The 23,808-nt window shown below is 67.5% G+C and carries 24 protein-coding genes; 15 read left to right on the top strand and 9 right to left on the bottom strand.

All coding sequences use genetic code 11. The annotated features are described in order from the left end of the window. The first annotated feature begins 11 nt into the window (after nt 1-11). From ACK4HL_RS14640 to ACK4HL_RS14615, 6 genes are read left to right on the top strand one after another with little or no spacing between them, the layout of a single operon-like run. Nucleotides 12-1,064: an ABC transporter ATP-binding protein gene (locus tag ACK4HL_RS14640; protein ID WP_409761604.1), complete on the top strand. Its 1,053-nt coding sequence runs from the start codon at nt 12-14 to the stop codon at nt 1,062-1,064. Beyond that, nucleotides 1,061-2,119, top strand: coding sequence for an NAD(P)H-dependent glycerol-3-phosphate dehydrogenase (locus ACK4HL_RS14635; RefSeq protein ID WP_409761602.1), 1,059 nt, complete (start codon nt 1,061-1,063; stop codon nt 2,117-2,119). Before ACK4HL_RS14640 ends, ACK4HL_RS14635 begins: the two co-directional genes overlap by 4 nt. A gap of 8 nt (nt 2,120-2,127) precedes the next feature. Next, complete coding sequence (locus tag ACK4HL_RS14630) at nt 2,128-3,144, top strand: sugar-binding transcriptional regulator (protein WP_409761600.1); 1,017 nt, start codon at nt 2,128-2,130, stop codon at nt 3,142-3,144. Further along, a complete protein-coding gene (locus tag ACK4HL_RS14625; protein ID WP_409761598.1) occupies nt 3,141-4,409 on the top strand; it encodes an FGGY-family carbohydrate kinase in 1,269 nt (422 codons plus the stop codon). The genes ACK4HL_RS14630 and ACK4HL_RS14625 overlap by 4 nt, the downstream gene beginning before the upstream one ends. Next, on the top strand, nt 4,399-5,163 hold the full coding sequence (locus ACK4HL_RS14620) for a TIGR01459 family HAD-type hydrolase (RefSeq protein WP_409761596.1): 765 nt from the start codon (nt 4,399-4,401) through the stop codon (nt 5,161-5,163). Before ACK4HL_RS14625 ends, ACK4HL_RS14620 begins: the two co-directional genes overlap by 11 nt. Continuing rightward, on the top strand, nt 5,157-6,140 hold the full coding sequence (locus ACK4HL_RS14615) for a class II aldolase/adducin family protein (protein ID WP_409761595.1): 984 nt from the start codon (nt 5,157-5,159) through the stop codon (nt 6,138-6,140). Before ACK4HL_RS14620 ends, ACK4HL_RS14615 begins: the two co-directional genes overlap by 7 nt. 137 nt (nt 6,141-6,277) lie before the next feature. Here ACK4HL_RS14615 and iolB read toward each other — a convergent pair whose 3' ends face one another. Together iolB and iolC are read right to left on the bottom strand one after the other, a co-directional pair. Continuing rightward, nucleotides 6,278-7,075, bottom strand: a complete 798-nt coding sequence (iolB, locus tag ACK4HL_RS14610) for a 5-deoxy-glucuronate isomerase (protein WP_409761593.1) — start codon at nt 7,073-7,075, stop codon at nt 6,278-6,280. Nucleotides 7,076-7,089: 14 nt separating this feature from the next. Then, the gene (gene iolC / locus ACK4HL_RS14605) at nt 7,090-9,006 is read right to left on the bottom strand and encodes a 5-dehydro-2-deoxygluconokinase (protein WP_409761591.1); all 1,917 of its coding nucleotides are present in this window, start codon (nt 9,004-9,006) and stop codon (nt 7,090-7,092) included. Nucleotides 9,007-9,202: 196 nt separating this feature from the next. Between iolC and iolG the strand changes: the two genes are divergently transcribed. Together iolG and ACK4HL_RS14595 are read left to right on the top strand one after the other, a co-directional pair. Beyond that, on the top strand, nt 9,203-10,192 hold the full coding sequence (gene iolG, locus ACK4HL_RS14600) for an inositol 2-dehydrogenase (RefSeq protein ID WP_409761589.1): 990 nt from the start codon (nt 9,203-9,205) through the stop codon (nt 10,190-10,192). A 5-nt stretch (nt 10,193-10,197) separates the two neighbouring features. Next, nucleotides 10,198-11,028 carry an SDR family oxidoreductase gene (locus tag ACK4HL_RS14595; RefSeq protein WP_409761587.1) on the top strand — a complete coding sequence of 277 codons (831 nt, stop codon included), beginning with the start codon at nt 10,198-10,200 and terminating at the stop codon, nt 11,026-11,028. A gap of 231 nt (nt 11,029-11,259) precedes the next feature. On the opposite strand, the gene ACK4HL_RS14590 is transcribed toward ACK4HL_RS14595, so the two are convergent. Next, on the bottom strand, nt 11,260-12,177 hold the full coding sequence (locus ACK4HL_RS14590) for a LysR substrate-binding domain-containing protein (RefSeq protein ID WP_409761585.1): 918 nt from the start codon (nt 12,175-12,177) through the stop codon (nt 11,260-11,262). A gap of 375 nt (nt 12,178-12,552) precedes the next feature. On the opposite strand from ACK4HL_RS14590, the gene ACK4HL_RS14585 reads away from it, so the two are divergent. The 3 genes from ACK4HL_RS14585 (at nt 12,553) to ACK4HL_RS14575 (ending at nt 13,836) form a co-directional block, all read left to right on the top strand. Beyond that, a complete protein-coding gene (locus ACK4HL_RS14585; RefSeq protein ID WP_409761583.1) occupies nt 12,553-12,768 on the top strand; it encodes a hypothetical protein in 216 nt (71 codons plus the stop codon). A gap of 23 nt (nt 12,769-12,791) precedes the next feature. Further along, complete coding sequence (locus tag ACK4HL_RS14580) at nt 12,792-13,514, top strand: DUF1194 domain-containing protein (protein WP_409761581.1); 723 nt, start codon at nt 12,792-12,794, stop codon at nt 13,512-13,514. An 88-nt stretch (nt 13,515-13,602) separates the two neighbouring features. Continuing rightward, nucleotides 13,603-13,836 carry a hypothetical protein gene (locus ACK4HL_RS14575; RefSeq protein ID WP_409761579.1) on the top strand — a complete coding sequence of 78 codons (234 nt, stop codon included), beginning with the start codon at nt 13,603-13,605 and terminating at the stop codon, nt 13,834-13,836. Nucleotides 13,837-13,902: 66 nt separating this feature from the next. On the opposite strand, the gene ACK4HL_RS14570 is transcribed toward ACK4HL_RS14575, so the two are convergent. Continuing rightward, complete coding sequence (locus ACK4HL_RS14570; protein WP_409761577.1) at nt 13,903-14,667, bottom strand: SDR family NAD(P)-dependent oxidoreductase; 765 nt, start codon at nt 14,665-14,667, stop codon at nt 13,903-13,905. 2 nt (nt 14,668-14,669) lie between these two features. After that, complete coding sequence (locus tag ACK4HL_RS14565; RefSeq protein ID WP_409761575.1) at nt 14,670-15,497, bottom strand: polyphosphate kinase 2 family protein; 828 nt, start codon at nt 15,495-15,497, stop codon at nt 14,670-14,672. A 164-nt stretch (nt 15,498-15,661) separates the two neighbouring features. Here ACK4HL_RS14565 and ACK4HL_RS14560 point away from each other — a divergent pair, with 164 nt between their 5' ends. From ACK4HL_RS14560 to ACK4HL_RS14545, 4 genes are all read left to right on the top strand, one after another. Beyond that, nucleotides 15,662-16,387: an LOG family protein gene (locus ACK4HL_RS14560; RefSeq protein WP_409761668.1), complete on the top strand. Its 726-nt coding sequence runs from the start codon at nt 15,662-15,664 to the stop codon at nt 16,385-16,387. Between the two features lie 3 nt (nt 16,388-16,390). Then, nucleotides 16,391-18,052: an MBL fold metallo-hydrolase gene (locus ACK4HL_RS14555; RefSeq protein ID WP_409761573.1), complete on the top strand. Its 1,662-nt coding sequence runs from the start codon at nt 16,391-16,393 to the stop codon at nt 18,050-18,052. Between the two features lie 67 nt (nt 18,053-18,119). Further along, nucleotides 18,120-18,980: a MurR/RpiR family transcriptional regulator gene (locus tag ACK4HL_RS14550; RefSeq protein WP_409761571.1), complete on the top strand. Its 861-nt coding sequence runs from the start codon at nt 18,120-18,122 to the stop codon at nt 18,978-18,980. 43 nt (nt 18,981-19,023) lie between these two features. Next, entirely contained in the window at nt 19,024-20,052 is a 1,029-nt protein-coding gene (locus ACK4HL_RS14545) for a DnaJ domain-containing protein (protein ID WP_409761569.1), read from the top strand. A gap of 9 nt (nt 20,053-20,061) precedes the next feature. Here the strand turns inward: ACK4HL_RS14545 and rbsK are convergent, their stop codons facing one another. From rbsK to ACK4HL_RS14525, 4 genes are all read right to left on the bottom strand, one after another. Continuing rightward, entirely contained in the window at nt 20,062-20,982 is a 921-nt protein-coding gene (gene rbsK / locus ACK4HL_RS14540) for a ribokinase (protein WP_409761567.1), read from the bottom strand. Then, the gene (gene rfbB, locus ACK4HL_RS14535; protein ID WP_409761565.1) at nt 20,979-22,010 is read right to left on the bottom strand and encodes a dTDP-glucose 4,6-dehydratase; all 1,032 of its coding nucleotides are present in this window, start codon (nt 22,008-22,010) and stop codon (nt 20,979-20,981) included. Before rfbB ends, rbsK begins: the two co-directional genes overlap by 4 nt. A gap of 16 nt (nt 22,011-22,026) precedes the next feature. After that, nucleotides 22,027-23,247: an argininosuccinate synthase gene (locus ACK4HL_RS14530; RefSeq protein WP_409761563.1), complete on the bottom strand. Its 1,221-nt coding sequence runs from the start codon at nt 23,245-23,247 to the stop codon at nt 22,027-22,029. 78 nt (nt 23,248-23,325) lie between these two features. Then, nucleotides 23,326-23,808: DUF2971 domain-containing protein (locus ACK4HL_RS14525; protein WP_409761561.1), on the bottom strand; the 483-nt coding region annotated here is incomplete at its 5' end.

The raw sequence follows: 23,808 nt of genomic DNA, 5'->3' as shown, positions 1-23,808 counted from the left end.
ACCGTGACGACATGGCATCGGTAACGATCAAGAACGTCAAGAAGAACTACGGCAACCTCGAGGTCGTGCACGGCATCGACCTCAGGATCGAGGACGGCTCCTTCGTCGTGCTGCTCGGCCCGTCGGGCTGCGGCAAGTCCACGCTGCTGCGCATGATCGCCGGGCTCGAGACGGTCACCTCGGGCGACATCGAGATCGACGGAAAGCGCGTCAACGACGTGCACCCGAAGGATCGGAACATCGCCATGGTGTTCCAGAACTACGCCCTCTACGCCCACATGAAGGTCAGGGACAACATGAGCTTCGCGCTGAAGCTCGCCCGGCGCCCGCAGCCGGAGATCGACGAGAAGGTGAAATGGGCGGCGCGGATCCTCAACCTCGAGCCCTATCTCGACCGCTATCCGCGAGAACTCTCGGGCGGTCAGCGCCAGCGCGTCGCCATGGGCCGCGCCATCGTGAGGAATCCCGCCGTCTTCCTCTTCGACGAGCCGCTCTCCAACCTCGACGCCAAGCTCCGCGTGCAGATGCGCACCGAGATCAAGGAACTGCACGGCCGCCTCAAGACGACGACCGTCTACGTCACCCATGACCAGATCGAGGCCATGACCATGGCCGACAAGATCGTCATCCTGCGCGACGGCTACATCGAGCAGGAAGGCTCGCCGCTCGAGGTCTATGACAGGCCCGCCAACCTCTTCGTCGCCGAGTTCATCGGCTCGCCGTCGATGAACCTCATGAGGGGCGAGGCGACGGCGGAAGGGGTGCGCCTGGCCGACGGCACGCTGCTGCCGCTGCCGAAGCTGCACAAGGCGAAGCCCGGCCAGAAGCTCGTCTATGGCATCAGGCCCGAGCACCTGGCGCTCGGCACCGGAACGCCCGCCAAGGTGAACGTCGTGGAGCCGACCGGCCCCGAGATGCACATCTATGCCGATCTCGGCGGCCAGGAGGTCTGCGCCATCACCCAAGACCGGCTGGCGCTCGCGCGCGAGCAGGCGATCGAGCTCAGCCCGCGCCTCGACAAGATCCACCTGTTCGACGCCGAGAGCGGAAAGGCCCTCGCGTGAGCACCATCACCATCCTCGGCGCAGGCGTGATGGGGTCCGCCATGTGCCTTCCCGCGCGCGACCGCGGCAACACCGTGCGCCTCGTCGGCACCCATCTCGACCGCGAGATCATCGACAGCGTCAAGGCGTCGGGCCGCCATCCCAAGCTCAACGTGAAGCTGCCCGGGGGGGTCTGCGCCTTTCATCACGAGGAGTTTGCCGCAGCGCTCGGCAGCGACACGGACCTCATCGTCCTCGGCGTCAGCTCGGCCGGCATTCCCTGGGCGATCGACCGGCTGTGCGAAAGCCTGAAGGCGGCCGTCCCCGTGGTGATGATCACCAAGGGCATGCACCCGGAAGAAGGAAAGCTCACGGCCCTCCCGGACCGCGTCGCGGCGGAGGTGAAGCGCCGCGCCGGGCTCGCCCTTCCCGTCGCCGCCATCGGCGGCCCCTGCATCGCCGGCGAACTCGCGGTGAGGCGCCAGACCGGCACCGTCATCACCTCGCACGACATGGGCCTCGCCGAACGTCTCTGCGCCATGCTGGAGACGGACTACTATCACCCCCGCGTCTCGCCGGACGTGATCGGCGTCGAAATCTGTGCTGCCTTCAAGAACTTCTTCGCCATCGGCGTGGGCTGGGCTGCGGGCCATCTCGAGAAGATGGCGCCGACCGAGAACCGCGCCTTCAACCACAATGCGGCGGCGATCATCTTCGACCAGGCGATCCGCGAGCTCATGCTGCTGGTGAAGGCGCATGGCGGCGGCGAACAGAGCGTCTGGGGCATGCCCGGCGCGGGCGATCTCTACGTCACCTGCCAGGCCGGCCGCAATTCGCGCCTCGGCAACAACCTGGGCCGCGGCCTCACCTACAGCGAGACGAAGCGGGGCCCGATGAAGGGCGACACCATCGAGGGCGCGGAGCTCGGCCTCGCCGTCGCCGCCGCGCTCCGGGCCATGATGGCGGCAGGAACGCTCGATGCCAGGGCGCTGCCGCTCACCAACGCCCTGCTCGATGCCCTCACCAGGGATGCCGCGCTCGACATTCCCTGGCCCGCCTTCCACCGCCACGCGTGAGGTGCCCCATGGACGAGGCCGACAGCCGCTCCCCCGCACCCGATCCCGGTGCCACCGCGCCGCTCCTCGGCAGGAACCTCAATGTCGATGCCGAGGAGCAGCTCGCCACTCGCGCCGCCTGGCTCTATTTCGTTGCGGGCCTCACCCAGGCGCAGATCGGCAAGAAGCTCGGCCTCAACCGCACCCGCGTCAACCGGCTGCTCGCCCAGGCCCGCGACCATGGCCTCGTCCAGATCCACATCACCGGCCGCCTCGCCTCCTGCGTCGAGATCGAGGAGAGGCTGAAGCAGGCCTATGGCCTCGCGGACGCGACCGTGGTTCCCACCCCGCCCGACCAGGAGCTGGTGCCGCAGGTCATCGCCACCGCCGCCGCGGCCTCCCTCTCCGCGCGCCTCAAGGACGGCATGTCGGTGGGCGTCGGCTGGGGCCGCACGCTCCGTCTCTCGATCCAGTCCGTGCCGCGCCGCCAGCTGAACCGCCTCTCCGTCGTCTCGCTGCTCGGAGGGCTGACGCGCGGCTCCGCCATGAACCCGCACGAGACGGCCTCGCACCTTGCCGATCTCGTCGGCGCGCAGTGCTATTACGTCGCCGCCCCCGCGCTCACCGACACGCAGTCGACGCGTGACCTGCTGATCGCCCAGCCCATGCTGCGCGAGATCTTCGAGCGCGGTGCCAAGGTCGATCTCGCCTTCCTGTCGGTGGGCGAGCTGACGCCCCACTGCACCATGACGCGCGTCGGCCTCGTCTCGCGCGCCGAGGTCGACGACTTGCGCAAGGCGGGTGCGGTGGGCGACATCTGCGCCCACTGGATCGACAGCGAGGGCCGCCTCGTCGATCACCCCCTCAACTCCCGTGTCGTGGCGCTCTCGCCCGAGCGGCTCAGGGACATTCCCTGCGTGATGATCGCCTCGGGCGGGCGCGCCAAGGCGCAGGTGCTGCGCGGCGTGCTGAAGGGCCGGATGTGCGACGTCCTCGTCACCGACGAGCAGACGGCGAAAGCCATCCTCGCCATGGACTCGAAATGACCACCGCCGTCGTTCTCGGAATCGACATCGGCACATCGGGCCTCCGCATCGCCGCCACCGACGAGGCGAATGCGCTGAAGGCCATGTCGGTCGCCCCCATCGCCCAACCGCTGCAGGACGGAGGCCGCCTCCGCCAGGACCCTGAACTGTGGTGGACAGCACTCGAATCCGCCTTCGCGGGGCTCGATCTCGCAGGACTCGCGGTGCGCGCCATCGCGGTGGACGGCACCTCCGGCACCATCCTCGCGGTCGAGGCGGACGGCACGCCCGCAAGCCTCGCCTCGATGTACAACGATGTCTGCGAGAGGCCGCATCTGGCGCTGGTCGCCGCGCATGCCCCGCGCGAGACGGCGGCTCTCGGCAGCACCTCGCCGCTGGCGCGTGCCCTGGAACTCGCGGAAAGCGAACGCCGCATCCTGCACCAGGCCGACTGGATCATGGGCCGCCTCTCCGGCCGCTTCGGCGTGACGGACGAGAACAACGCGCTGAAATCCGGCTATGACCCGGTAGCCCGCCGCTGGCCGGACTGGATCGCGAAGACCGGCTTCGACACGGCACTCTTGCCCGAGGTGGTCCCCGCCGGAACGCGCGTTGGCACGATCACCGGAGGGATGGCGGCGCGCTTCGGCCTTCCCCCCGATGCCGCCATCGTGGCGGGCACCACCGACGGCTGCGCCGCCTTCCTTGCGAGCGGCGCGTCGGAACCGGGCGACGGCGTCACCTCGCTCGGCACCACCCTCACGCTGAAGCTCCTGTCGGACTCGCCCGTCTTCGCGCCCGGTTTCGGCATCTACAGCCACCGCATCGGAGATCAGTGGCTGGCGGGCGGGGCGTCCAACACCGGCGGCGCGGCCATCGGCAAGTTTTTCACGAAGGAAGACCTGGCGCGTCTCACGCCGCTGCTCGAACCCGATCACCCGACGGGCCTCGACTATTATCCGCTGCCGAAGCCCGGGGAGCGCTTCCCGGTGAACGATCCCGCCTTCCCGCCGCGGCTCGAGCCCCGTCCCGCCGATGACCGCGTCTTTTTCCAGGCGATGCTCGAGGGCATCGCGCGGATCGAGGCGGAGGCCTATGCCAAGCTCGCGGAGCTCGGCGCCACGCCGCTCCGCTCCATCCGCACGGCGGGTGGCGGTGCGGCGAATCCCGCCTGGACGAAAATGAGACTCAGGGCGCTCGGCGTGCCCGAACGGGCTTCGCTGAGCGAGCATGCGGCGGTGGGCACGGCGCGGCTCGCCTGGCGTGGGATCGGCCATGCGAATTGATGGCCTTTCCGAGATCGCGTCGGGCTTCGGCGGCATGCTGATCGACCAGTTCGGCGTCATCCATGACGGGCAAAAGCTCTATCCCGGCACACTCCGTGTCCTGAGCGAATTGCGCAAGATGGGGATTCCCGTCGCCGTGATGACCAATTCCGGCAAGCGCGCCGAGGCGAACCGCCGCCGCCTCGTGAAGATGGGCGTTCCGCGCGAATGCTTCGTCGATGCGGTGAGTTCGGGCGAGGTCGCCTTCTCCTCCCTCACCGTGCGCAAGGCCTTTCTCATCGGCAAGGACGGCGAGGATTACGGCTTCGACGCCATCGAGTTCGTCAGCGACCCGGCTGAAGCCGAGGTGATCCTCATCCTCGGCTCGAACGTGCCGAAGACCTCGCTCGATGAGTATCGCCGCCTGCTCTCTGGCCTGAAGCTCCCCGCCATCTGCTGCAACCCGGACCGGCTGATGCTGACCCCGCAGGGGCTGATGCCCGCCCCCGGCGCCATCGCCGCGCTCTACGAGGAGATGGGCGGCCACGTCACCTGGATCGGCAAACCCTATCCCGGCATTTACCGGGAGGCCGCCCGCCTCATCGGCAATCCGGAGCGCATCCTCTGCATCGGCGACAGCGCCGAGCACGATGTGGCGGGGGGCCGTGCTGCGGGCTTTTCGACACTGCTCGTGCTGCAGGGCGTCTCGGCGGGGCAGGATCCGGCGGCATTGTCGCCGCAACCCGATTTTCTCATGGAGTGCTTTCAATGGTAGAGCTCGAGAAGCTCCGCGCCCTTTCGGCCCGCGTCGGCGCCGATCCCCTGCTCGTGCAGGCCGCCGGCGGCAACACCTCGCTGAAGGAACCGGGCGTCATGTGGATCAAGGCGTCCGGCACCTGGCTGAAGGACGCCGCCGCGCGCGACATCTTCGTGCCGCTGGACCACGCCGCGATCATGGCGGCCCTGGCCCGCAGCGATCCCGCCTGCGAGTCCTGCACGGACTTCCTCCGCACCGATCTCAATGCGACGGGCCTCCGCCCCTCGATCGAGACCACCGTCCACGCCCTCATGCCGCAGCGCGTCGTGGTGCACGTCCACTGCGTCAACACCATCGCCTGGGCCATCCGGGCGGATGCCGAGCAGCGCCTGGCGGAGCGCCTTCACGAATTCTCCTGGATCTTCATCCCCTATGCCCGCCCGGGCTTGCCGCTTGCCGGCGCCATCTCGGCGCGGCTGCGCCCCGGGGTCGACGTGCTGGTGCTCGGCAATCACGGCCTCGTCGTCGCGGCGGACACTGTGGAGGAAGCCGATGCGCTGCTTGCCCGCGTGGTCGCGGCGGTTGCCCGTCCCGTGCGCAGTGCGGCCCTCGTCGATCATGCGGCACTGGCGATACTCTGCACAGGCAAGCCCTACCGCCCCGCCGCCATGGAGGAGACCCACGCGCTCGCCACCGATCCGCTGGCGCTGAGGCGCGGCAAGGCGAGCGTCTTCTATCCCGACCATGTGGTGTTCCTCGGCGTCGGCGTCGCGACGTCCTTCGCTGGCGATCCGCCGCTTGTCGCCATTCCGGGCGTGGGTGTGGTGATCCGCGACGATGCCAAGTCCGCCATAGAACCCATGGGCCGCTGCCTCGCAGACGTCATGCGCCGCGTCGAGGAACAGGACGAACTCGTCGCCCTCACCGCCGAGGACGTCGACCGCCTCGTCAACTGGGACGCGGAGAAATACCGCCAGACGCTGAAGGTGAATTGAGATCGCCAGCCCCTTCTTCCGTCCGAAGAATGGGACACGGTGTCCGAAGCGCCACCACGGCCGGAGGAGAACGACCGTCTCTCCTTCTCCCGTCCGCAGGATGGGAGAAGGTGCCTGAAGGGCGGATGAGGGCCGCTTCACGCCTTCAGAAGCCACTCGTGCTCCTTCGCATTGTGGAATTTCCATGTGCGCTTGGGGCCCGCCATCACGTTGAGGTAATAGAGGTCATAGCCATGCGTGGTGGCGCAGGGGTGATAGCCCCGGGGCACCAGCGTCACGTCGCCGTCCTCCACCGCCATCGCCTCGTCGAGCGAGCGGTCGTCCGTGTAGACGCGCTGGAAGGCGAAACCCTGCGGCGGATTGAGGCGATGGTAATAGGTCTCCTCAAGCAGCGATTCATGCGGAAGGTTGTCCGCGTCATGCTTGTGCGGCGGATAGGACGAGGTGCAGCCGCCCGGCGTGATGACCTCGACCACGAGCAGCCCCTCGGCCGGCTCCCATTCGGGGATGATGTTGGTGACGTGCCGTGTGTTGGAGCCCTTGCCGCGCGTTTCCTGGTGCAGCCCCTCCGGCGCGATCACCCGTGCCGGGTGCTTGCCGCCCTCCCCCGGCGCGGTGCAGACGGCGAGCGTCACCGCGTTCTCCGCCGCAACGCGCCAGCTCTCACCGGCCGGCACATAGACCGACCAGGGCTTGCCCTCGAAGGGGGAGTTGCGTTCGCCCAGCACGCCGAAGTCCTGCGCCCCCGCGCTGACGCGGCCCTTGCCGCCGATGAAGACGAGGCAGGTTTCCCGCCCCGCCTCGCCGCCTTCCGCCACATCCCCGGGCTTCAGCTTCCAGAGATCGAAGCCCACATGGCGCCAGCCTGCGCTCTCGGGCGTGACGCGGACGACGCGGCCGCTCTCAGCGGTCGGATGGATCTTCAGCTTCGACATTCCGGCACTCCTGCTCAGCCCCGCCTATCGTGCCATAACTGGACGAGATTTTGGAAGCGCTCCGCCATGTCGGCCGTGGCCTGCTCGTCGCTCATCCCGCCTGAAAGCCATCCCCGCGCGGCCTGGGTGAAGATGGTGCGCCCGACAGCGAAGCCCTTCACGACCTTGTGCGGGGCCACGGCGGCGAACCCCCGGGCCAGTTCCTCCTCCGGCGCTTCGAGGCCCAGAAGAAGAACGCCGCGGCACCAGGGATCGTGACGGGCGATGACGGAAGAGATGTTCTCCCAGGCTTTCCCCGAGGCCTGCGGCTCGAGCTTCCACCAGTCGGGCATGATCCCCAGGGCGTAGAGTTCATCGAGTGCCCGCGCGATGGTGTGCTCGTCGAGCGCGCCGTGCTTTCCGGCGATGATCTCGATCAGCAGCTCGCGCCCGAGCTTGCGCGCCGCCTCGTGCAGCATGCGCAGCTTCTCGCGCTGCTCATCCTTCAGTCCCGCCGGATCGTCGGGATGGTAGAAGCAAAGGCATTTGACCGTATGCGTCACCGGCCACTCGACGAGGCGTGAGCCCACATCCTGCGAGACCTCGAATCGCAGCGGCCGCGAGCCTGGCTGTTCCAGGGGCCGGCCCACCCAGAGCCCGAGCTTCGCGGCGTCGAACATGGCTTCGCGGCCATGGACGTCGTCGAGCAGGGTCCCGAAGCCCGCACTTCCATTCGCCACCCGGGCGATCGCCGCGATGGCGAGCCGCTTGAAAGCGCTGATGCGCTCGCGCGGGGCACCCGCCTCCTCCGCCATCTTCTCGAGCTGCATGCGGTGGTCGATGGCGAGCGCCAGGAGCTGGTCCGGTTGCGCGCGCCGCGTCGTCGCCCAGTGCACGTGGTTGATCGCCTCGTCCTTTCGCAGCGCCTTGTGCGGGCTGCCATGCTTCAGGAAGAACTGCAGCTCGTCCCATGTGGGGATCTCGGGCGAGCACAGCAGGCGGGAGACGGCGAAGGCACCGCAGGCATTGGCCCATGTGGCGCTCGTCGCGTGATCCTCGCCCCGGAGCCAGCCCCGGAGGAAGCCGGACATGAAGCTGTCGCCCGCTCCCAGCACGTTGTAGACCTCGATCGGGAAGCCCTTGCCGACGATGCCTTTCTCCAGCTGATCCGGGATGGCGCCGGGATAGACGACGCAGCCCATGGGCCCCCGCTTCAGCACGATCACGGCTTTCGAGAGCGACCGGATGATGCCGAGCGCTTCCAGCGTGTCCTCGCTTCCCGCCGCGATGTGCACCTCTTCTTCCGTTCCAACGATGAGGTCGCAGTCCGGCAGGATGGACTTCAGATGGTCGGACACCTTGTCCGACCGGATGTAGCGCTCCTCGCCCGCGGCATGCCCGGCGAGGCCCCAGAGATTGGGCCGGTAGTCGATGTCGAGGATCACCCTGCCCCCGGCAGCGCGCGCGATCCGCATCGCCTTGCGCTGCGCCGCGTCGGTGCCGGGCTTTGCGAAGTGCGTTCCTGTCACCAGCACCGCCCGAGAGGAGCGGATGAAGCTCTCGTCGATGTCATCTTCGCACAGCGCGCTGTCTGCACAGTTCTCGCGGTAGAAGATCAAGGGAAAGGTCTTGTCGTTCTCCACCGAGAGCAGCACCAGCGAGGTGAGCCGCGCCGGATCGGTCCTGATGCCCTCGAGGGCCACGCCCTCGCGCGCCATCTGCTCCTTGACGAAGCGCCCCATCTGCTCCTCGCCGACCCGCGTGATCAGGCCCGTCTTCAGCCCGAGCCGTGACGCCCCGATCGCGATGTTGGCGGGGCAGCCGCCCACCGACTTGGCGAAGCTCGCCACATCCTCGAGCCGGGAACCGATCTGCTGCCCATAGAGATCGACGGAGCAGCGCCCGATGGTGATGACGTCCAACCGCTCGCCCGGCGCCGGTCCTGCTGCCATGATGGTCCTCTGGAATGTCTGTGCCGCCTTGACAGTACGAAATATCAATTCCAAAATGAAGTCAATTCGGAACGTTTGTTCTAATCGCTGCGGCGATCAACAGAACACGACAACGACGACGACAACAAAAGACAACGAAATGCAACGTTCCGGCATGCAATATGCAACTTCGAACGCGCTTTGACGGAGGACATGGATGTTGAGATTTGGCGTCTTGGGAGCGGGCAGGATCGGCAAGGTCCATGCCCGGACGATCGCCGCTTCGGGAAAGGCCCGGGTGGCCTATCTGGCTGACGCCGTGCCGAAGGCGGCGGCGGATCTGGCGGCGGAGGTGGGGGCGGAGGTCGCGTCCGTCGAGGACATCGTCAAGGCGAAGGACGTGGACGCGATCCTGATCGCGACGCCGACACCCTTCCATGCCGAGCAGATCGAGGCGGGGTCCAACGCCGGCAAGGCGGTGCTCTGCGAAAAGCCGGTGAGCCTCTCGGTGGAGCGGATCGAGCAGTGCCTGAAGGTCGTGGAGAAGAACCGCACGACGCTGATGATCGGCTTCAACCGCCGCTTCGATCCCAATTTCGGCGCGCTCGAGAAGCGCATCCGGCAGGGCGCGGTGGGCGAGGTGGAACTCGCCACCATCATCAGCCGCGACCCCGCTCCTCCGCCTGCGGACTATGTGAAGAGCTCCGGCGGGCTGTTCCGCGACATGATGATCCACGACCTCGACCTCGCGCGCTTCCTGCTCGGCGAGGAGTTCGTCACCGTTCACGCGCTGGGCTCCTCCCTCGTCGACCGCGAGATCGGCGCGGCGGGCGACGTCGACACCGCGGCCGTGCACATGCAGACAGCCTCGGGCAAGATCGCCGTCATCACCAACTCGCGCCGCGCCGCCTATGGCTATGACCAGAGGATCGAGGTGCACGGCTCGAAGGGCATGCTGCGCGCCGGCAACGTGCACAACACCACCGTCGAACTCGCCACGGCGGAGGGCTTCCGCGGAGACCCGATCCTGCACTTCTTCACGGAGCGCTATGGCCAGGCCTATGCGAACGAGGTGCTGGCCTTCATCGACGCTGTGACGAACGGCAAGCAAGTCTCGCCCAGCGGCAAGGACGGCCTCCAGGCGCAGAAACTGGCCGATGCGGCAACCGAATCCTGGAAATCCGGCAAGCCGGTGAAGGTGGCGTGAACATCATGAACCTGGACTCTCTCTCGCATCTCTCGATGGACGGCAAGACGGCCGTCGTCACCGGCTCGACGCAGGGCTTGGGCGAGGCGATCGCCCATCTCTTCGCCGAGCGCGGCATCGCCAACCTGGTGATCACCGGCCGCAACGCCGGACGCGGCGCGAAGGTGAAGGCAGCGCTCGAGGCGAAGAAGGTGAAGACCGTCTTCGTCGAGGCCGATCTCTCGAAGATGGCGGACGTGCGCAAGGTGATCGCCGCCTGCGACTCATCCTTCGGAAGGATCGACGCGCTCGTGAACGCCGCCGCCCTCACCGACCGCGGCTCGATCTGGGATACGACGGAGGAGCGCTACGACGAGATCTTCGACGTCAACGTGAAGGCGCCCTTCTTCCTCATGCAGGACGCCCTGCACCTGATGAAGAGGTCGAAGACGAGCGGCACCATCGTCAACATCCTCTCGATGTCGGGCCATGGCGGGCAGGACTTCATCTCCGCCTATTGCGGCTCGAAGGGGGCGCTCGCCACGCTGACGCGCAACGTGGCCTTCAGCGTGATGCGCTACAGGATCCGCGTCAACGGCCTGAACATCGGCTGGATGGACACGCCCGGCGAGGACCGCATCATGAAGACCTATCACGATGCCGAAGCGGGGTGGCTCGAGAAGGCCGAGAAGGCCCGCCCCTTCGGCCGCCTGCTCAAGCCCGCCGAGGTGGCGCGCGCCGTCGCCTATCTCTCGAGCGAGGAGTCCGGCCTGATGACCGGCTCCATCATCGATTTCGACCAGCAGGTGCTGGGCACCGGCAACGCCATACCGGAGCCGCCCGAAGCGGTGTGGTGAAGTTGCCGGCACGTTGCACAATGTTGCGAAAACGTTGTGTTCCGTTGTCCATTCATGTCGCACGACTGCATGTCGCGCGGGCGCCGAAAGACGCATGTGTTCCGACATCCGGAACGGCATCGTGCAATGGTTTGTGAAATGCTTTGCGCGCGCAGAGGCGACAGGAATAATTTCGGAACGAAAATTCCAGGGGCGGCATGAGCGTTCCAGGGGGCTTGGTGCCAATGGCCCTCAGGCCGCCTGGAGGTCTCTCATGCTGGCATCGCGTTCCTCGATCAGCCAGCTGGCGAAGGCGGCGATGCGGGGCTCCTCCCAGCATTCCTTTCGCACCACGATGTAATACTGATGGGCCGGACTGCGAAACACGAGGTCGGGAAACGGCACCATGAGCGTCCTGCTCGCAAGCTCCTCGCCGAGCAGGGCGAGGTCGCCGATCGTCACGCCCGTGCCCATGATCGCCGCGCGGCAGGCCAGGTCGCGGTTGGGATAGATCTGGCCCCGCGCCACCTCGACGCCGGTTTCGGCGAACGCCTTCGCCCAGATGGACCAGTCGGCATAATCGCCCGAGGAATGCAGCAGCTCGACCTCGCGCAATTTCTCCGGACGGTCGAGCCCGGCGGCAGCGGCGAAGGCGGGTGAGCAAACAGGGGTCGTCGCCTCGGCGAGCAGGCGCACCTTCTTCACGTTCTTGGGAAAGCTGGGCTCGGGCCAGCATCCGCAGTTGATCGCAAGATCGTGGCTGCCGTCGGTCACCAGCGACATCGCGGCATCGGACGTGGTGAGATGAACCGAAAAGCCAAGATTCCTGGCGCTGAACCGATGGAGCCTCGGCACCAGCCAGCGGATCGAGAAGCTGGGCCCGACAGCAACGCGGAGTTCCGTCTTCTTCGCGGCGACCTTGCCGGCCGCGTCGGCGATCTGTGCGAAGGCGCCGGCCAGCGCCGGCAGAAGCAGATGGCCCTGGTCCGTCAGTTCGACCTTGCGGACCAGGCGCCGGAACAGCAGCACGCCCAATTCTTCCTCGAGCAGCTTGATGTGCCGGCTGACGGCACCTTCGGTGACGTGGAGTTCGGAAGCGGCCTTGGCAAAGCTCTGATGCCGGGCGGCGGCTTCGAAGGCACGCAAGGCGTTGAGCGAAGGCAGGCGCATGGCATTGAACCTCAGTTTTCCTGATCCTGTCCTTGAGAAAGCTTGCTTTGTCGCCTCAGGAAAATGGTGGGAATACTTGAGCGTCTTCCGCAATCGGCAAGGAGGCAGGCCAAGCAGAGACCGATCTCACCGGCGGCAGCCGGACCCGGCACGAACCTTCCCCTCCCCTTTGCAGTGCTGATTGTCTAACTCACTTTACCTTACTTTGCAAAGGGGCGCGCCGCGCGAAGACAATCGATGTTTCCGAGGCGTCCCTTCCGGAGGCCGGGGCAAGGCGAATTGGTTCGCAGCTTTCAGCCAACTTAGCCGGACCCGACGTTGTGGTGAGGCCCGTCCCCGAAGCCGACTTGCCGCGATCCACGAACGGAGAGAGTCATGGCACGCTTTGATCTTCTCGACGAATATGCCTCCATCGTCTTGCCTTCCTCGCGCAAGAGCGCCCGGCCGGACTGGCCGGAGCGCTTCGAAGACAGCCATTCCGGCATTCTGCGGAAAAGGAGAAGGACGGAGAGGCCTGCATTCCCGAACGGCCTGTTCCTGATCATCCTCGGCGGGCTGGCGTTGGGGCTCCTTGGCATGAGCCCCCTGTGACAATGCATTGCGGCGGGCGGGCCATGATGAGACGGATTGGGCGCTTCGTGCTGCGGGCCGGGGCAGCGTGCGCTGCGGCAGCCCTATCGGGGACCGTGGCTCTCGCCCAGGGCTGTGCCGATGTGGCGCTCGTTCTCGCGGTCGACGGTTCGAGCAGCGTGGACGACGGCGAGTATCGCCTCCAGCAGCAGGCGATTTCGGCCGCGCTGAGGAACGCTGACGTGCTGGACGCCATGGAAGCCGCGGGGAGCGTGGCAGTCGCCGTGGTCTTCTGGGGAGACCCGGATCGCCCAACCGAGCAGACGGAGCCGGTCGTGATCGAGGGAGCAGAGGATGCCGAACGGCTCGCCCGGGTGGTCGAACGGCTGCCACGGCTGGTGTTCGGCAATACGGGATTGAACACCGGGCTTCAGGCAGCCATCGACAGGCTCGACGCCATGGGATGCGCTCACAGGCGGGTCATCAACGTCTCGGGCGACGGCAGGGGAACGATCCTGTCTCGCCTGAGGCGGCCCTATCCGCGCCTCGAGGCCGTGAGGGCACAAGCCGAGGCGGCGGGGATCACGATCAATGCGCTGACCATTTCCAATGAGGAAGAGGATCTGGCCGAATACTATCGAACCAGAGTGATAACCGGTGATGGAGCGTTCGTGATGGATGTCGACACCCACGCCGACTACGCCGCAGCCCTGCGACGCAAGCTGATCCGCGAGATCGCTCCGATCGTCGTGGGCAGCGCCGAGTGAGTTCGGAGGTTCTCATCCGGCCGGGCGCAGCGACGGTCCGGGACGTATCGCAGTGCAGTTCCACATCAGCATCACAGGAGATCCTCTCATGACGGCGCATCCGGCATCCGTAACGACCTTTATCCTGACGCTCGGCTCGGCGGCGGGCCTCATTGGCGGCATGATGCTTCTCGTGAGTCGCGATCCCGGCCTTGCAGACTGCCTTTCTGGCACACCGGCGGCCCAGGCCTGTTCCGTGCGCGGCGGCTGCAGCGGATTAGCTGACCGCGCCTCCTACGGGCCATGCGGATCGACTGAAGCGGCTCTCGCCCGTAACGAGTGACAAGAAGCATCGCCCACCGGGCGCCTTCGGGACGCTGCCTTCCCTGCAGCGGGAGAAGGAAAGGCGTCAGTTCGGGATGCGCATGGTCAGCGTACCGTCGACCACGAGGTTGGCGCCGGAGATGAAGCTGGCGCGGGGGCTGGCGAGGAAGACGGCGGCGTCGGCGATCTCTTCTGGCCTGGCCATGCGCTTCATCGGGTTCTCCGCCACGCTGCGGGCAAAGCCTTCGGGGTCGTTGATCTTCACCTGGTCCCAGAAGCCGCCCTCGAAATAGGTGGTGCCGGGCGAGACGATGTTGGCCCTCATGCCGCGCGCCGCCACGTGGCGCGCCAGCGACTTGACGTAGAAGAACAGCGCCGCCTTCATGGTGCCGTAGGCGACGGAGCCATAGCCGTAATCCTCCGAGCCCGAGATCGAGGAGATCGCCACGATCGCCCCCTCGCCGGAGCGCTCGAGGAAAGGGAGGGCCGCCTCGCAGGCGTTGCGGGTGTGGAGAAGGTCGATCTCGAAGGCCTGGCGGAAGGCCTCCTCGCCCGCCCCCTCGGCAAGGGCGGAGGCGTTGCAGACGAGAATGTCGAGCCCGCCCAGTGCAGCGGCTGCCTTGCGCACGAAGCCCTCGAGTGCCGGGCCGTCGGACACGTCGAGGGCGGCGCCAAAGCTCTTCACGCCAGTGGCGGCGATCTCCTCCGCCGTCTTGGCCACGGCCGCGGCATCACGCGCGCAGAGGGCCACGTCTGCACCTTCCGCCGCGAGACCGAAGGCGATGGCCCGCCCGATGCCCTTGGTGGCGCCCGTCACCAGCGCGCGTTTTCCCTTGAGATAAAGATCCATGCTCACTCCACCTTGACGGATTTCGGGTCCCAGCCCCTGGGCTCCGGATATTGCGGGTTCATCTCCTCCAGCGTTTCGCGAACGATGCGGGCCACGATGGCGTTGCGCACCCAGTTGCGGTCCGCCGGGATCACGTGCCAGGGCGCGTGCTCCGTCGAGCAGCGCTCGATCGCCGCCTCGTAGGCCGCCATGAACTGGTCCCACAGCTTCCTGTCCTCGAGATCGGCCGGATTGAACTTCCAGCGTTTCTCCGGCACCTCGATGCGCTCGCGCAGGCGCTCGGCCTGCTCATCCTTCGAGATGTGCAGCATGAACTTGAGGATGCGCGTGCCGTTGTCGGTCAGCATCTTCTCGAAGGCGTTGATCTCGCCGTAGCGGCGCTCGATCGCCTCCGCGCTGGCGAAGGCCTTGACCCTGGCGACCAGCACGTCCTCGTAATGCGAGCGGTTGAAGATGCCGATGTAGCCGCGCGCCGGCGTGACCTTGTGCACGCGCCAGAGATAGTCCTGCGCCAGCTCGTCCGCACTTGGTGCCCGGAACGGCTGCACCCTGACGCCGATCGGGCCGCAACGGTTGAAGACGGCGCGCACCGTGCCGTCCTTGCCGGAACAGTCGATCCCCTGCAGGACGACGAGCAGCGCGCGCTTGCCCTCGGCGAAGAGCCTGTCCTGCAGCGCGTCGATGGCCTCGGCATCCTTTTCCGTGGCGGACTTCGTCTCCTCCTTTGCGGCGAAGATGCCATTGCCGCGGGGATCGCGCTCCGCGAGCGAGAAGGGCTTTCCGGGCTCGGCGCAAAAACGCGCGGCAAGAGGCTTCGGCGGGTCGGACATCAAGAGGCCTTTCTTCTCGCTATACCGGCATCCTGTCATGCACGGCATGAAAAAGCCACCCTCCCGGGCGCCACTTGATGAGGCGTGCCGCGTGCACTATCCCTGTTGCAGCAGCCATTTTCCGCAGGATTCCCGCCCCAGTGACACTCTCCAACAAGGCCCAGATGGCCGCCGCCGCCTACCGCCTCCCGGCCATGGACATGGACTTCCTCCTGGGCGACACCACGCGCGGGCTGAGGTTCCAGCTCGAATACCAGAAGGCGGAGGAGCACCTGCGGAAATGGGGCGTGGCCACCACGGTGATCGTCTTCGGCTCGGCAAGGGTGCGCGAGCAGGACGGCAATGGCTGGTACAACGCGGCGCGCGAGTTCGCCCGCATCTGCTCCGAGGAGGGCGGTGCGAAGATCGAGAACCACCTGCCGCGCCAGAACGTGATCGCCACCGGCGGCGGCCCCGGCATCATGGAGGCGGCCAACCGCGGCGCGCACGAGGCGGGCGCCCCATCGATCGGCTTCAACATCACGCTCCCCATGGAGCAGGAACCCAACGCCTATTCCACGCCGGACCTCACCTTCCGCTTCCACTACTTCGCCATGCGCAAGATGCACTTCGCCATCCGCGCCTCGGCCCTCGTGGTGTTCCCCGGCGGCTTCGGCACCATGGACGAGCTGTTCGAGATCCTGACGCTCCGCCAGACCGGCAAGATGGACGACGAGCTTCCGGTTGTTCTCTATGACGCGGCGTTCTGGAAGGGGCTCATCAATTTCGAGCGCTTCGCCGAGGCCGGAATGGTGAGCCGGTCCGACCTCGATCTCTTCGGCTTCGCCGATACGCCGCGCGCGGCGTGGGACGAACTGGTGAAACGCGGCCTCAAGGTTCCGGGAGTGTAGAGCATGGCGGTGCGTCTCAAGTTCCACGGCGCGGCCCGAACGGTGACGGGCTCCTGCTACCTGATCGAGACGGAGCAGGCGCGGCTCCTCGTCGACTGCGGCATGTTCCAGGGCTCGAAGACCGAGCGCGAGCTCAATTACCGGCCGTTCCCCTTCGAGCCCTCCTCGCTCACCGCGGTGCTGCTCACGCATGCCCACATCGACCATGCGGGGCTGCTGCCGAAGCTGGTGAAGCACGGCTATGGCGGATCGATCCACGCCATCGAGGCGACGGTCGATCTCTGCGGCATCATGCTGCCGGATTCGGGCTCGATCCAGGAAATGGAAGTGCGCCAGCTGAACCAGCGCCGGGTGAAGCGCGGCGAGGAGGAGGTGGAGCCCATCTACACCCTCGAGGACGCGATCGCGGCACTCGAGAACTTCACCGGCCACCGCTACCAGAACTGGTTCACGCCGGCGCCGGGAATCCGGGCGCGCTTCTGGAATGCCGGCCACCTCCTCGGCAGCGCCTCGATCGAGGTGGAGATCGAGGAGCAGGGCGGAAAACCGCTGCGGCTGCTGTTCTCCGGCGACATCGGCCCCGACAACAAGATGCTGCACCACGACCCCGAGGCGCCGGCCGATTTCGATTTCGTGCTGTGCGAATCGACCTATGGCGGGCGCGACCGCTTCGAGCGGAGCGAGGAAGGCCGCCGCCAGATCCTCGCCGGCGAGGTGAACGCGGCGGCGCGCAAGAAGGGCGCACTCCTCATCCCCTCCTTCGCGGTGGAGCGCACCCAGGAGCTCGTGACCGACCTGGTGAAGCTGATGGACGAGGGCAAGGTGCCGAAGGCCAACATCTTCATCGACTCGCCCTTGGCCTCCAAGGCGACCGCCATCTTCACCCGCCACGCGAGGGAACTGCAGCATGGCGGCGACCTGACGCGCGCCTTCACCTCTCCCTATGTGCGCTCGACCGAGAGCGTGGAGGATTCCAAGGCGCTCGCCCGCTTCACCGGCTTCCGCATCATCGTGGCGGCGAGCGGCATGTGCGAGGCGGGCCGCATCCGCCACCACCTGAAGAACCACCTGTGGCAGCCTTCCACCACGGTGCTGCTCGCCGGCTTCCAGGCGGAGGGCTCGCTCGGGCGCATCCTGCAGGACGGGGCGAAGACGGTGACCATCATGGGCGAGACGATCAGCGTGAAGGCCGAGATCCGCCAGATGGAGGATTACTCCGGCCATGCCGACGGCCCGGAACTGGTGCAGTGGGTGAAGGAGCGCCTGCCCATCGGCCGCACGGTGTTCCTCACCCATGGCGAGGAGGAAGGCCAGCGCGCCCTGGCGGAGGACCTGAAGGCCCTCGGCCTGCCGCATGACTGCGTGCTGATCCCGAGCCTCGATTCCGTCTACGAGCTTTCGGGGATCTCCTGCGCCTTCCTGGCGGAGGAGACGCGGCCGCGCATCGACCCCGCCATGACGGCCCGCCTCGACAGCCACAACGACCTCGCCGATCTCATCCTCGACATCCGCGACGCGGTGGACCGCGCGGCCGACGAGAAGTCCAAGGGCGTCATCCTGCGCAGGCTGCGCCGCGCCCTCTCGGGCGATGGCGGCGGCGATTCCGGCCGGCGCAGGCCCCCCGTCTCCGGCCCCTCGCGCCGCAGCCGCGGCTGGGAGGAGTAGACGGGCCCCGGGGATGCCTCCCGCAATCCCGCTTGGAACGTTTCCGCTTCCGTGAAATATTCGTTCCATGCAGAACGCTACCCCGCCGCCGCGCGATTTTGCCGCCCTGAAGGCCCTCATCGCCGAGCGGGCCGGCGAACTGCCCAAGCGCCTGACGCAGATCGCCAGCTTCGCGCTGGAGAACCCCGATGAAATCGCCTTCGGCACCGTCTCCTCGATCGCCGGGCAGGCGGACGTCCAGCCCTCGACACTGGTGCGCTTCAGCCAGTCTCTCGGCTATGAGGGCTTTTCCGACATGCAGGAGGTGTTCCGCTCCCGCCTGCGGGACCGCATCCTGAACTATGGCGAGCGGCTGCAGCAGCTGCGCGGGCATGACGGGGAGGCCTCGAAGCCCAAGCTCATCTTCGAGGGCTTCTGCGATGCCTCGGCGAAGTCGATCGAGGCCCTGCGCGAGAAGCTCGACCCCGACGATCTCGACCGGGCGGTGGAAAGGCTCGCCGCCGCCGAGACGATCTACCTGATCGGCCTCAGGCGCTCCTTCCCGATCGCCACCTACATGGCCTATGCGCTGGGAAAGCTCGGCGTGCGCTCGATCCTCGTCGATGCGGTGGGAGGGCTCGCGGCCGAACAGGTGGCCTTCGCCACGGAGAAGGACGCGGTGCTCGCCATCTCCTTCACGCCCTATGCCTCAGAGACCGTCGCGCTGGCCAGGCTGGCTGGCGAGCGCAAGGTGCCGCTGGTCTCGATCACCGACAGCCCCTTTTCGCCGCTGGCCCAGACGGCGGACCTCTGGATCGAGATCTCGGAGGCGAATTTCGAGGGCTTCCGCTCCATGGCGGCGACCCTCACCCTGGCCATGACCCTCACCGTGGCAATTGCGGAACGGCGCGAGCAGAGGCCCGAATTCCGCCCAGAAATTGCCCGATGAGCCGCTCATCGGATTGACGGACCGGCAAGGGGCGGAATTCAACATGGAATCGTTTCCGGATCACTACGCGGCACTGGGCATAGACCCCACCGCCGACCAGGAGGTGATCACCGCGGCCTATCGGGCTCTCGCCAAGAAATTCCACCCGGACACCGGCTCCGCCGCCGGAACCGCCTCGCCCGAGCGCTTCGCCGAGATCCAGCAGGCCTACGAGGTGCTGGGGAAGCCCGACAGCCGCCGCGCCTATGACCTCGAGCTGCTGGAGGCGACCAAGCGCGAGCTCGAGGCGCATCTCGCGGCCAGGAAGCGCCGGCTCGAGCATCGCACCGGAACGGGCGCCGCCGCCCCGCCCCCGCCCGATCTCGGCGACGTCAGGCCGGAGCCGCGCCCGGCAAGGCACCAGCCTTTCAAGGAAGGGCGGAAGGCGGAGCGCCGACAGCTCGGCCCGTTCCTGGTCCTGGGGCTGCTCGTCGCCGCGGTGCTGGGCGGCATTGCCTGGGCGCTGCTCGGCACGCCGCCGGTGGAGCCGGAACTGGCGAGCCTCGGCGATGCCGCGGAGCAGGCCGCACCCGCCGTTCCCGCCAAGAGCTCGAAGCCGGAGGCCGAAGAGGCGCCCGCCGCCGCGCCCGGGCCCGTGGCGGAGCCCGAGCCCGTTCCGGAGGCGGAGCCCGAGCGCCCGCTCTTCGGCTCCTCGGCGACGGACCCCCTGCCGGAGCCGCCCCGCATCGGGGAGCGCGCCGCGGAGACCGCCGCCGCCCCCGAACCGGCTTTCGGGACTGAGCCCCCGCCGGTGCCGAAGGTGCGCCCGGCACGGCCCGTCCAGCCTGCCGTGCCCGCCACGCCGCCAGCCCCCGCCCGGCGCGCCGAAGGCCAGCCCTTCACGCTGGTGATCTACGAGCAGGATGCCGATGGCGAGGTCTTCACCGAACGCGCCAACGTGGCCTTCAATTCGGAGGCCCGCTGCGAGGAGATGGGCGGCGACACCGTCTCCCGCCGCCGCGCCGCCTATGACGGCGAATTCGACGCGCGCCGCATCTGGTACGAGTGCCTCTCCGCCGCCGAGATGCGCTGAGGAAAGCCCTCAGTTGCGGGCCAGGAAGGCCTCGACCTCGGCCCTCGCGGGCGCTGCTGCGGCAGCGCCTTTCTTCGTCGTGGAGAGCGCGCCGCAGGCGGCGGCGAAGCGCAGTGCCGAAGCGAGCGTCTCCCCCCGTTCCAGCGCATGGGCGAGGCCGCCGTTGAAGCAGTCGCCCGCCGCGACGGTGTCGATGGGCGTCACCTTGAAGGCCGGGACGATCGCCTCGAGGCCCGGTGCCGCGACCGCGAGCCCCTTGGCGCCGAGCTTGACGACCGCCGCCGGCACGCCGCGCCGGCGGAGTTCCTGGGCGGCCTTCAGCGCCTCTTCCGGCGTCTGCGGCTGTGCGCCGAGGATGAGCCCCGCCTCCGTCTCGTTGGGGGTGATGATGTCGACCGCCTTCAGCACCTCGGGCGCAAGGCCCCCTTGCGGCGCCGGTGCGGGGTCGAGGATGACGGTGCCGCCATGCGCCTTGACGATCGCCGCCGCCGCGAGCGAAGCGGCAAGCGGCACTTCGAGCTGGAGCAGCAGCACCTTCGCCCTTTCGAGCACCGGGCGGGCGCGGACCACGTCGCTGTCGTCCATGCGCAGGTTGCTGCCGCCGATGAGCGAGATGCAGTTCTCGCCGCCCTCGCCCACATTGATGATGGCAATTCCGGTCGCACCAGCCTCGTCGCGGCGGATGAGCGAGAGATCGACGCCATAGAAGGCGAGCTCGCGCTCCGCCGCGCCGGCGAAGTCATCGGCCCCGAGCCTGCCGATGAAGGCGACCTCGCTGCCGAGCTTCCGCGCCGCCGCCGCCTGGTTGGCGCCCTTGCCGCCCAGCCCCAGCTTGTATTCGCGGCCATGCAGCGTCTCGCCCGGCTTCGGAAGCCTGGGCATGTAGGCCGTCACGTCCATGTTTATGCTGCCGAAGACCGCGATGCTCATGCTTCCCCCCTGCCGCGGAGCGGCCGCCACCAGGCCTCGTTGTCGAGGTACCAGGCGATGGTGCCGCGAAGCCCCGTGTTGAAATCCTGTTGCGCCCGCCAGCCGAGCTCGGACTCCGCCTTGCCGGCGTCGACGGCGTAGCGCAGGTCGTGGCCGGGCCTGTCGCCCACGAAGGTGATGAGGAGCCGGCGCGGGCCCAGCGGGGAAGGCCGCATCTCGTCCAGCACATCCGCGATCGTCTCCACCACCTCGAGGTTCGAGCGCTCGTTGCCGCCGCCGATATTGTAGGCCTGGCCCGGCCTGCCGCGGCTGAGCACGCATGCAAGCGCGCGGGCATGGTCCTCGACGTGGAGCCAGTCCCGCACGTTCTCGCCCGTGCCGTAGACGGGAAGCCTTCGCCCCTCGAGGCCGTTCAGGATCATCAGCGCAATGAGCTTTTCCGGGAATTGCCAAGGCCCGTAGGTGTTGGAGCCATGGGAGAGCACCACCGGCAGACCATAGGTGTGGTGCCAGGCCATGGCGAGATGGTCGGCGGCGGCCTTCGAGGCGGCATAGGGCGAGGAAGGCCGGAAGGGATGCTCCTCGCTGAAGCGCCCGCCCTCCAGCGGCATTTCGCCATAGACCTCGTCAGTGGAGACGTGGTGGAAGCGGAAGGCGGAGCGGCGCGGCTCCGGCAGGCTGGCGTGATAGGCGCGTGCCGCCTGGAGCAGGGCGAAGCTGCCCACGATGTTGGTCTCGACGAAGGCGGCGGGCGCGTCGATCGAGCGGTCGACGTGGCTCTCGGCGGCGAGATGCATGACCGCGTCGACCGCCTCCGAGGCCATGATGGCGGCGACCGCCTCGCGCTCGGCGATGTCGAGCCGGTGGAAGCGGTAGTTGGGGTGGCCCGCCAGCATGGCGGTCGAGCCTTCGCTCGCCGCATAGGTCATCTTGTCGATGTTGACGACGCTGTGGCCGAGGTCGAGCACGAGGTGGCGGCATACGGCCGAGCCGATGAAGCCGCAGCCCCCCGTGACCAGAACCTTCATGCGCCAGCCGTCCGGCTCATGTGGCGCGCTTCCTGGCCGCCAGCGTGCGGAGCCTCAGCGCGTTGAGGCGGATGAAGCCGGCCGCGTCCTTCTGGTCGTAGGCGCCGCGGTCGTCCTCGAAGGTGACGAGAGCGTCGCTGTAGAGCGACTTGGGCGACTTGCGGCCCACCACGATGACGTTGCCCTTGTAGAGCTTGAGCCGAACGGTGCCTTCGACATGCTCCTGGCTCCTGTCGATCGCCGCCTGGAGCATCTCGCGCTCGGGCGAGAACCAGAAGCCGTAATAGACGAGCTCGGCATATTTCGGGATGAAGCTGTCCTTGAGATGGGCGGCCTCGCGGTCGAGCGTCAGCGACTCGATCGCCCGGTGCGCGACGGCGAGAATCGAGCCGCCGGGCGTCTCGTAGACGCCGCGCGACTTCATGCCGACGAAGCGGTTCTCGACCAGATCGAGGCGGCCGATGCCGTTGTCGTGGCCCAGCCGGTTGAGCTCCGTAAACAGTGTGGCGGGCGACATCGCCTTGCCGTCGATGGCGACGGGATCGCCCTTGAGGAATTCGATCTCGATGTAGGTCGCCTTGTCGGGCGCCTCCTCGGGCGCGATGGTGCGCTGGTAGACATAGGGCGGCGGCTCCTGCCAGGGGTCTTCCAGCACCTTGCCCTCGGACGAGGAGTGAAGCAGGTTGGCGTCGACCGAGAAGGGCGCCTCGCCGCGCTTGTCCTTCGCCACCGGAATCTGGTGGGCCTCGGCGAACTCGATCAGGTCCGTGCGGCTCTTGAAGCTCCACTCGCGCCAGGGTGCGATCACCTTGATGTCCGGGTTCAGCGCATAGGCGGTGAGTTCGAAGCGCACCTGGTCGTTGCCCTTGCCGGTGGCGCCATGGGCGATGGCGTCCGCCCCCGTCTCTGCCGCGATCTCGATCAGGCGCTTGGCGATCAGGGGCCGGGCGATCGAGGTGCCGAGCAGGTAGACGCCCTCGTAGACGGCGTTGGCGCGGAACATCGGGAAGACGAAGTCGCGGATGAATTCCTCGCGCTGGTCCTCGATGTAGATTTCCCTGATGCCCAGCATCTCCGCCTTCTGGCGGGCGGGCTCGAGCTCGCCGCCCTGGCCGAGGTCGGCGGTGAAGGTGACGACTTCGGCGCCATATTCCGTCTGCAGCCACTTGAGGATGATCGAGGTGTCGAGCCCCCCGGAATAGGCGAGCACGACTTTCTTCACGTTCTGCTTCGGCATGGCGGCGCTGGTCCCGTTCAAGAATGCCCGGGGCACCTATCACGCCCGGGCTTTGCCCCGCAACTCCCCCTCGACGTCCTAGCGCGCCAGCGGGATTTCCGAGAGCCTCACGGTGACATCGAGGCCGTGGGCGCGCAGGAACTGGACGACGCCCGAAGCACAGCGCCGTTGCAGAGGGCCGGGGCCCACGATGATCTCGGCGAGCGGCAGCTGCCGCCTGCCGCTGAAGATCTCGACATAGGGGATGAGCATTTCTGCCGCCTCGCGGAAGCGCACCGGCCGTGGGCCATGGGGCGGCACCGCGAGCGTGATGCGCGTCTCGTTCTCCTCGCGGAACACCTCGTTCTTCACGAAGGCGGCGAGATCGAGGAAGTCCATGCCGCGCAGGCCGGTAGACGGATCGTCCTCGCCGCCGCCCGCATAGACGATGCCCTTCTCGAAGATGGTGAGGCCCGGCGAGATCCGCCGCTCCGCCTCGACGAGGCCGTCGAGCGCCTCCTCGTCGAAGACCACGCAATAGCCGCCACCCTCCCCGGCATAACCACGCCACTGCGAGAGAAG

It is taken from the genome of Aestuariivirga sp., from assembly GCF_046294715.1.
Classification (GTDB): Bacteria; Pseudomonadota; Alphaproteobacteria; order Rhizobiales; family Aestuariivirgaceae; genus Aestuariivirga.
Note: the sequence above shows the minus strand (reverse complement) of the source record. Positions and strands in the feature narration are given on the sequence as shown.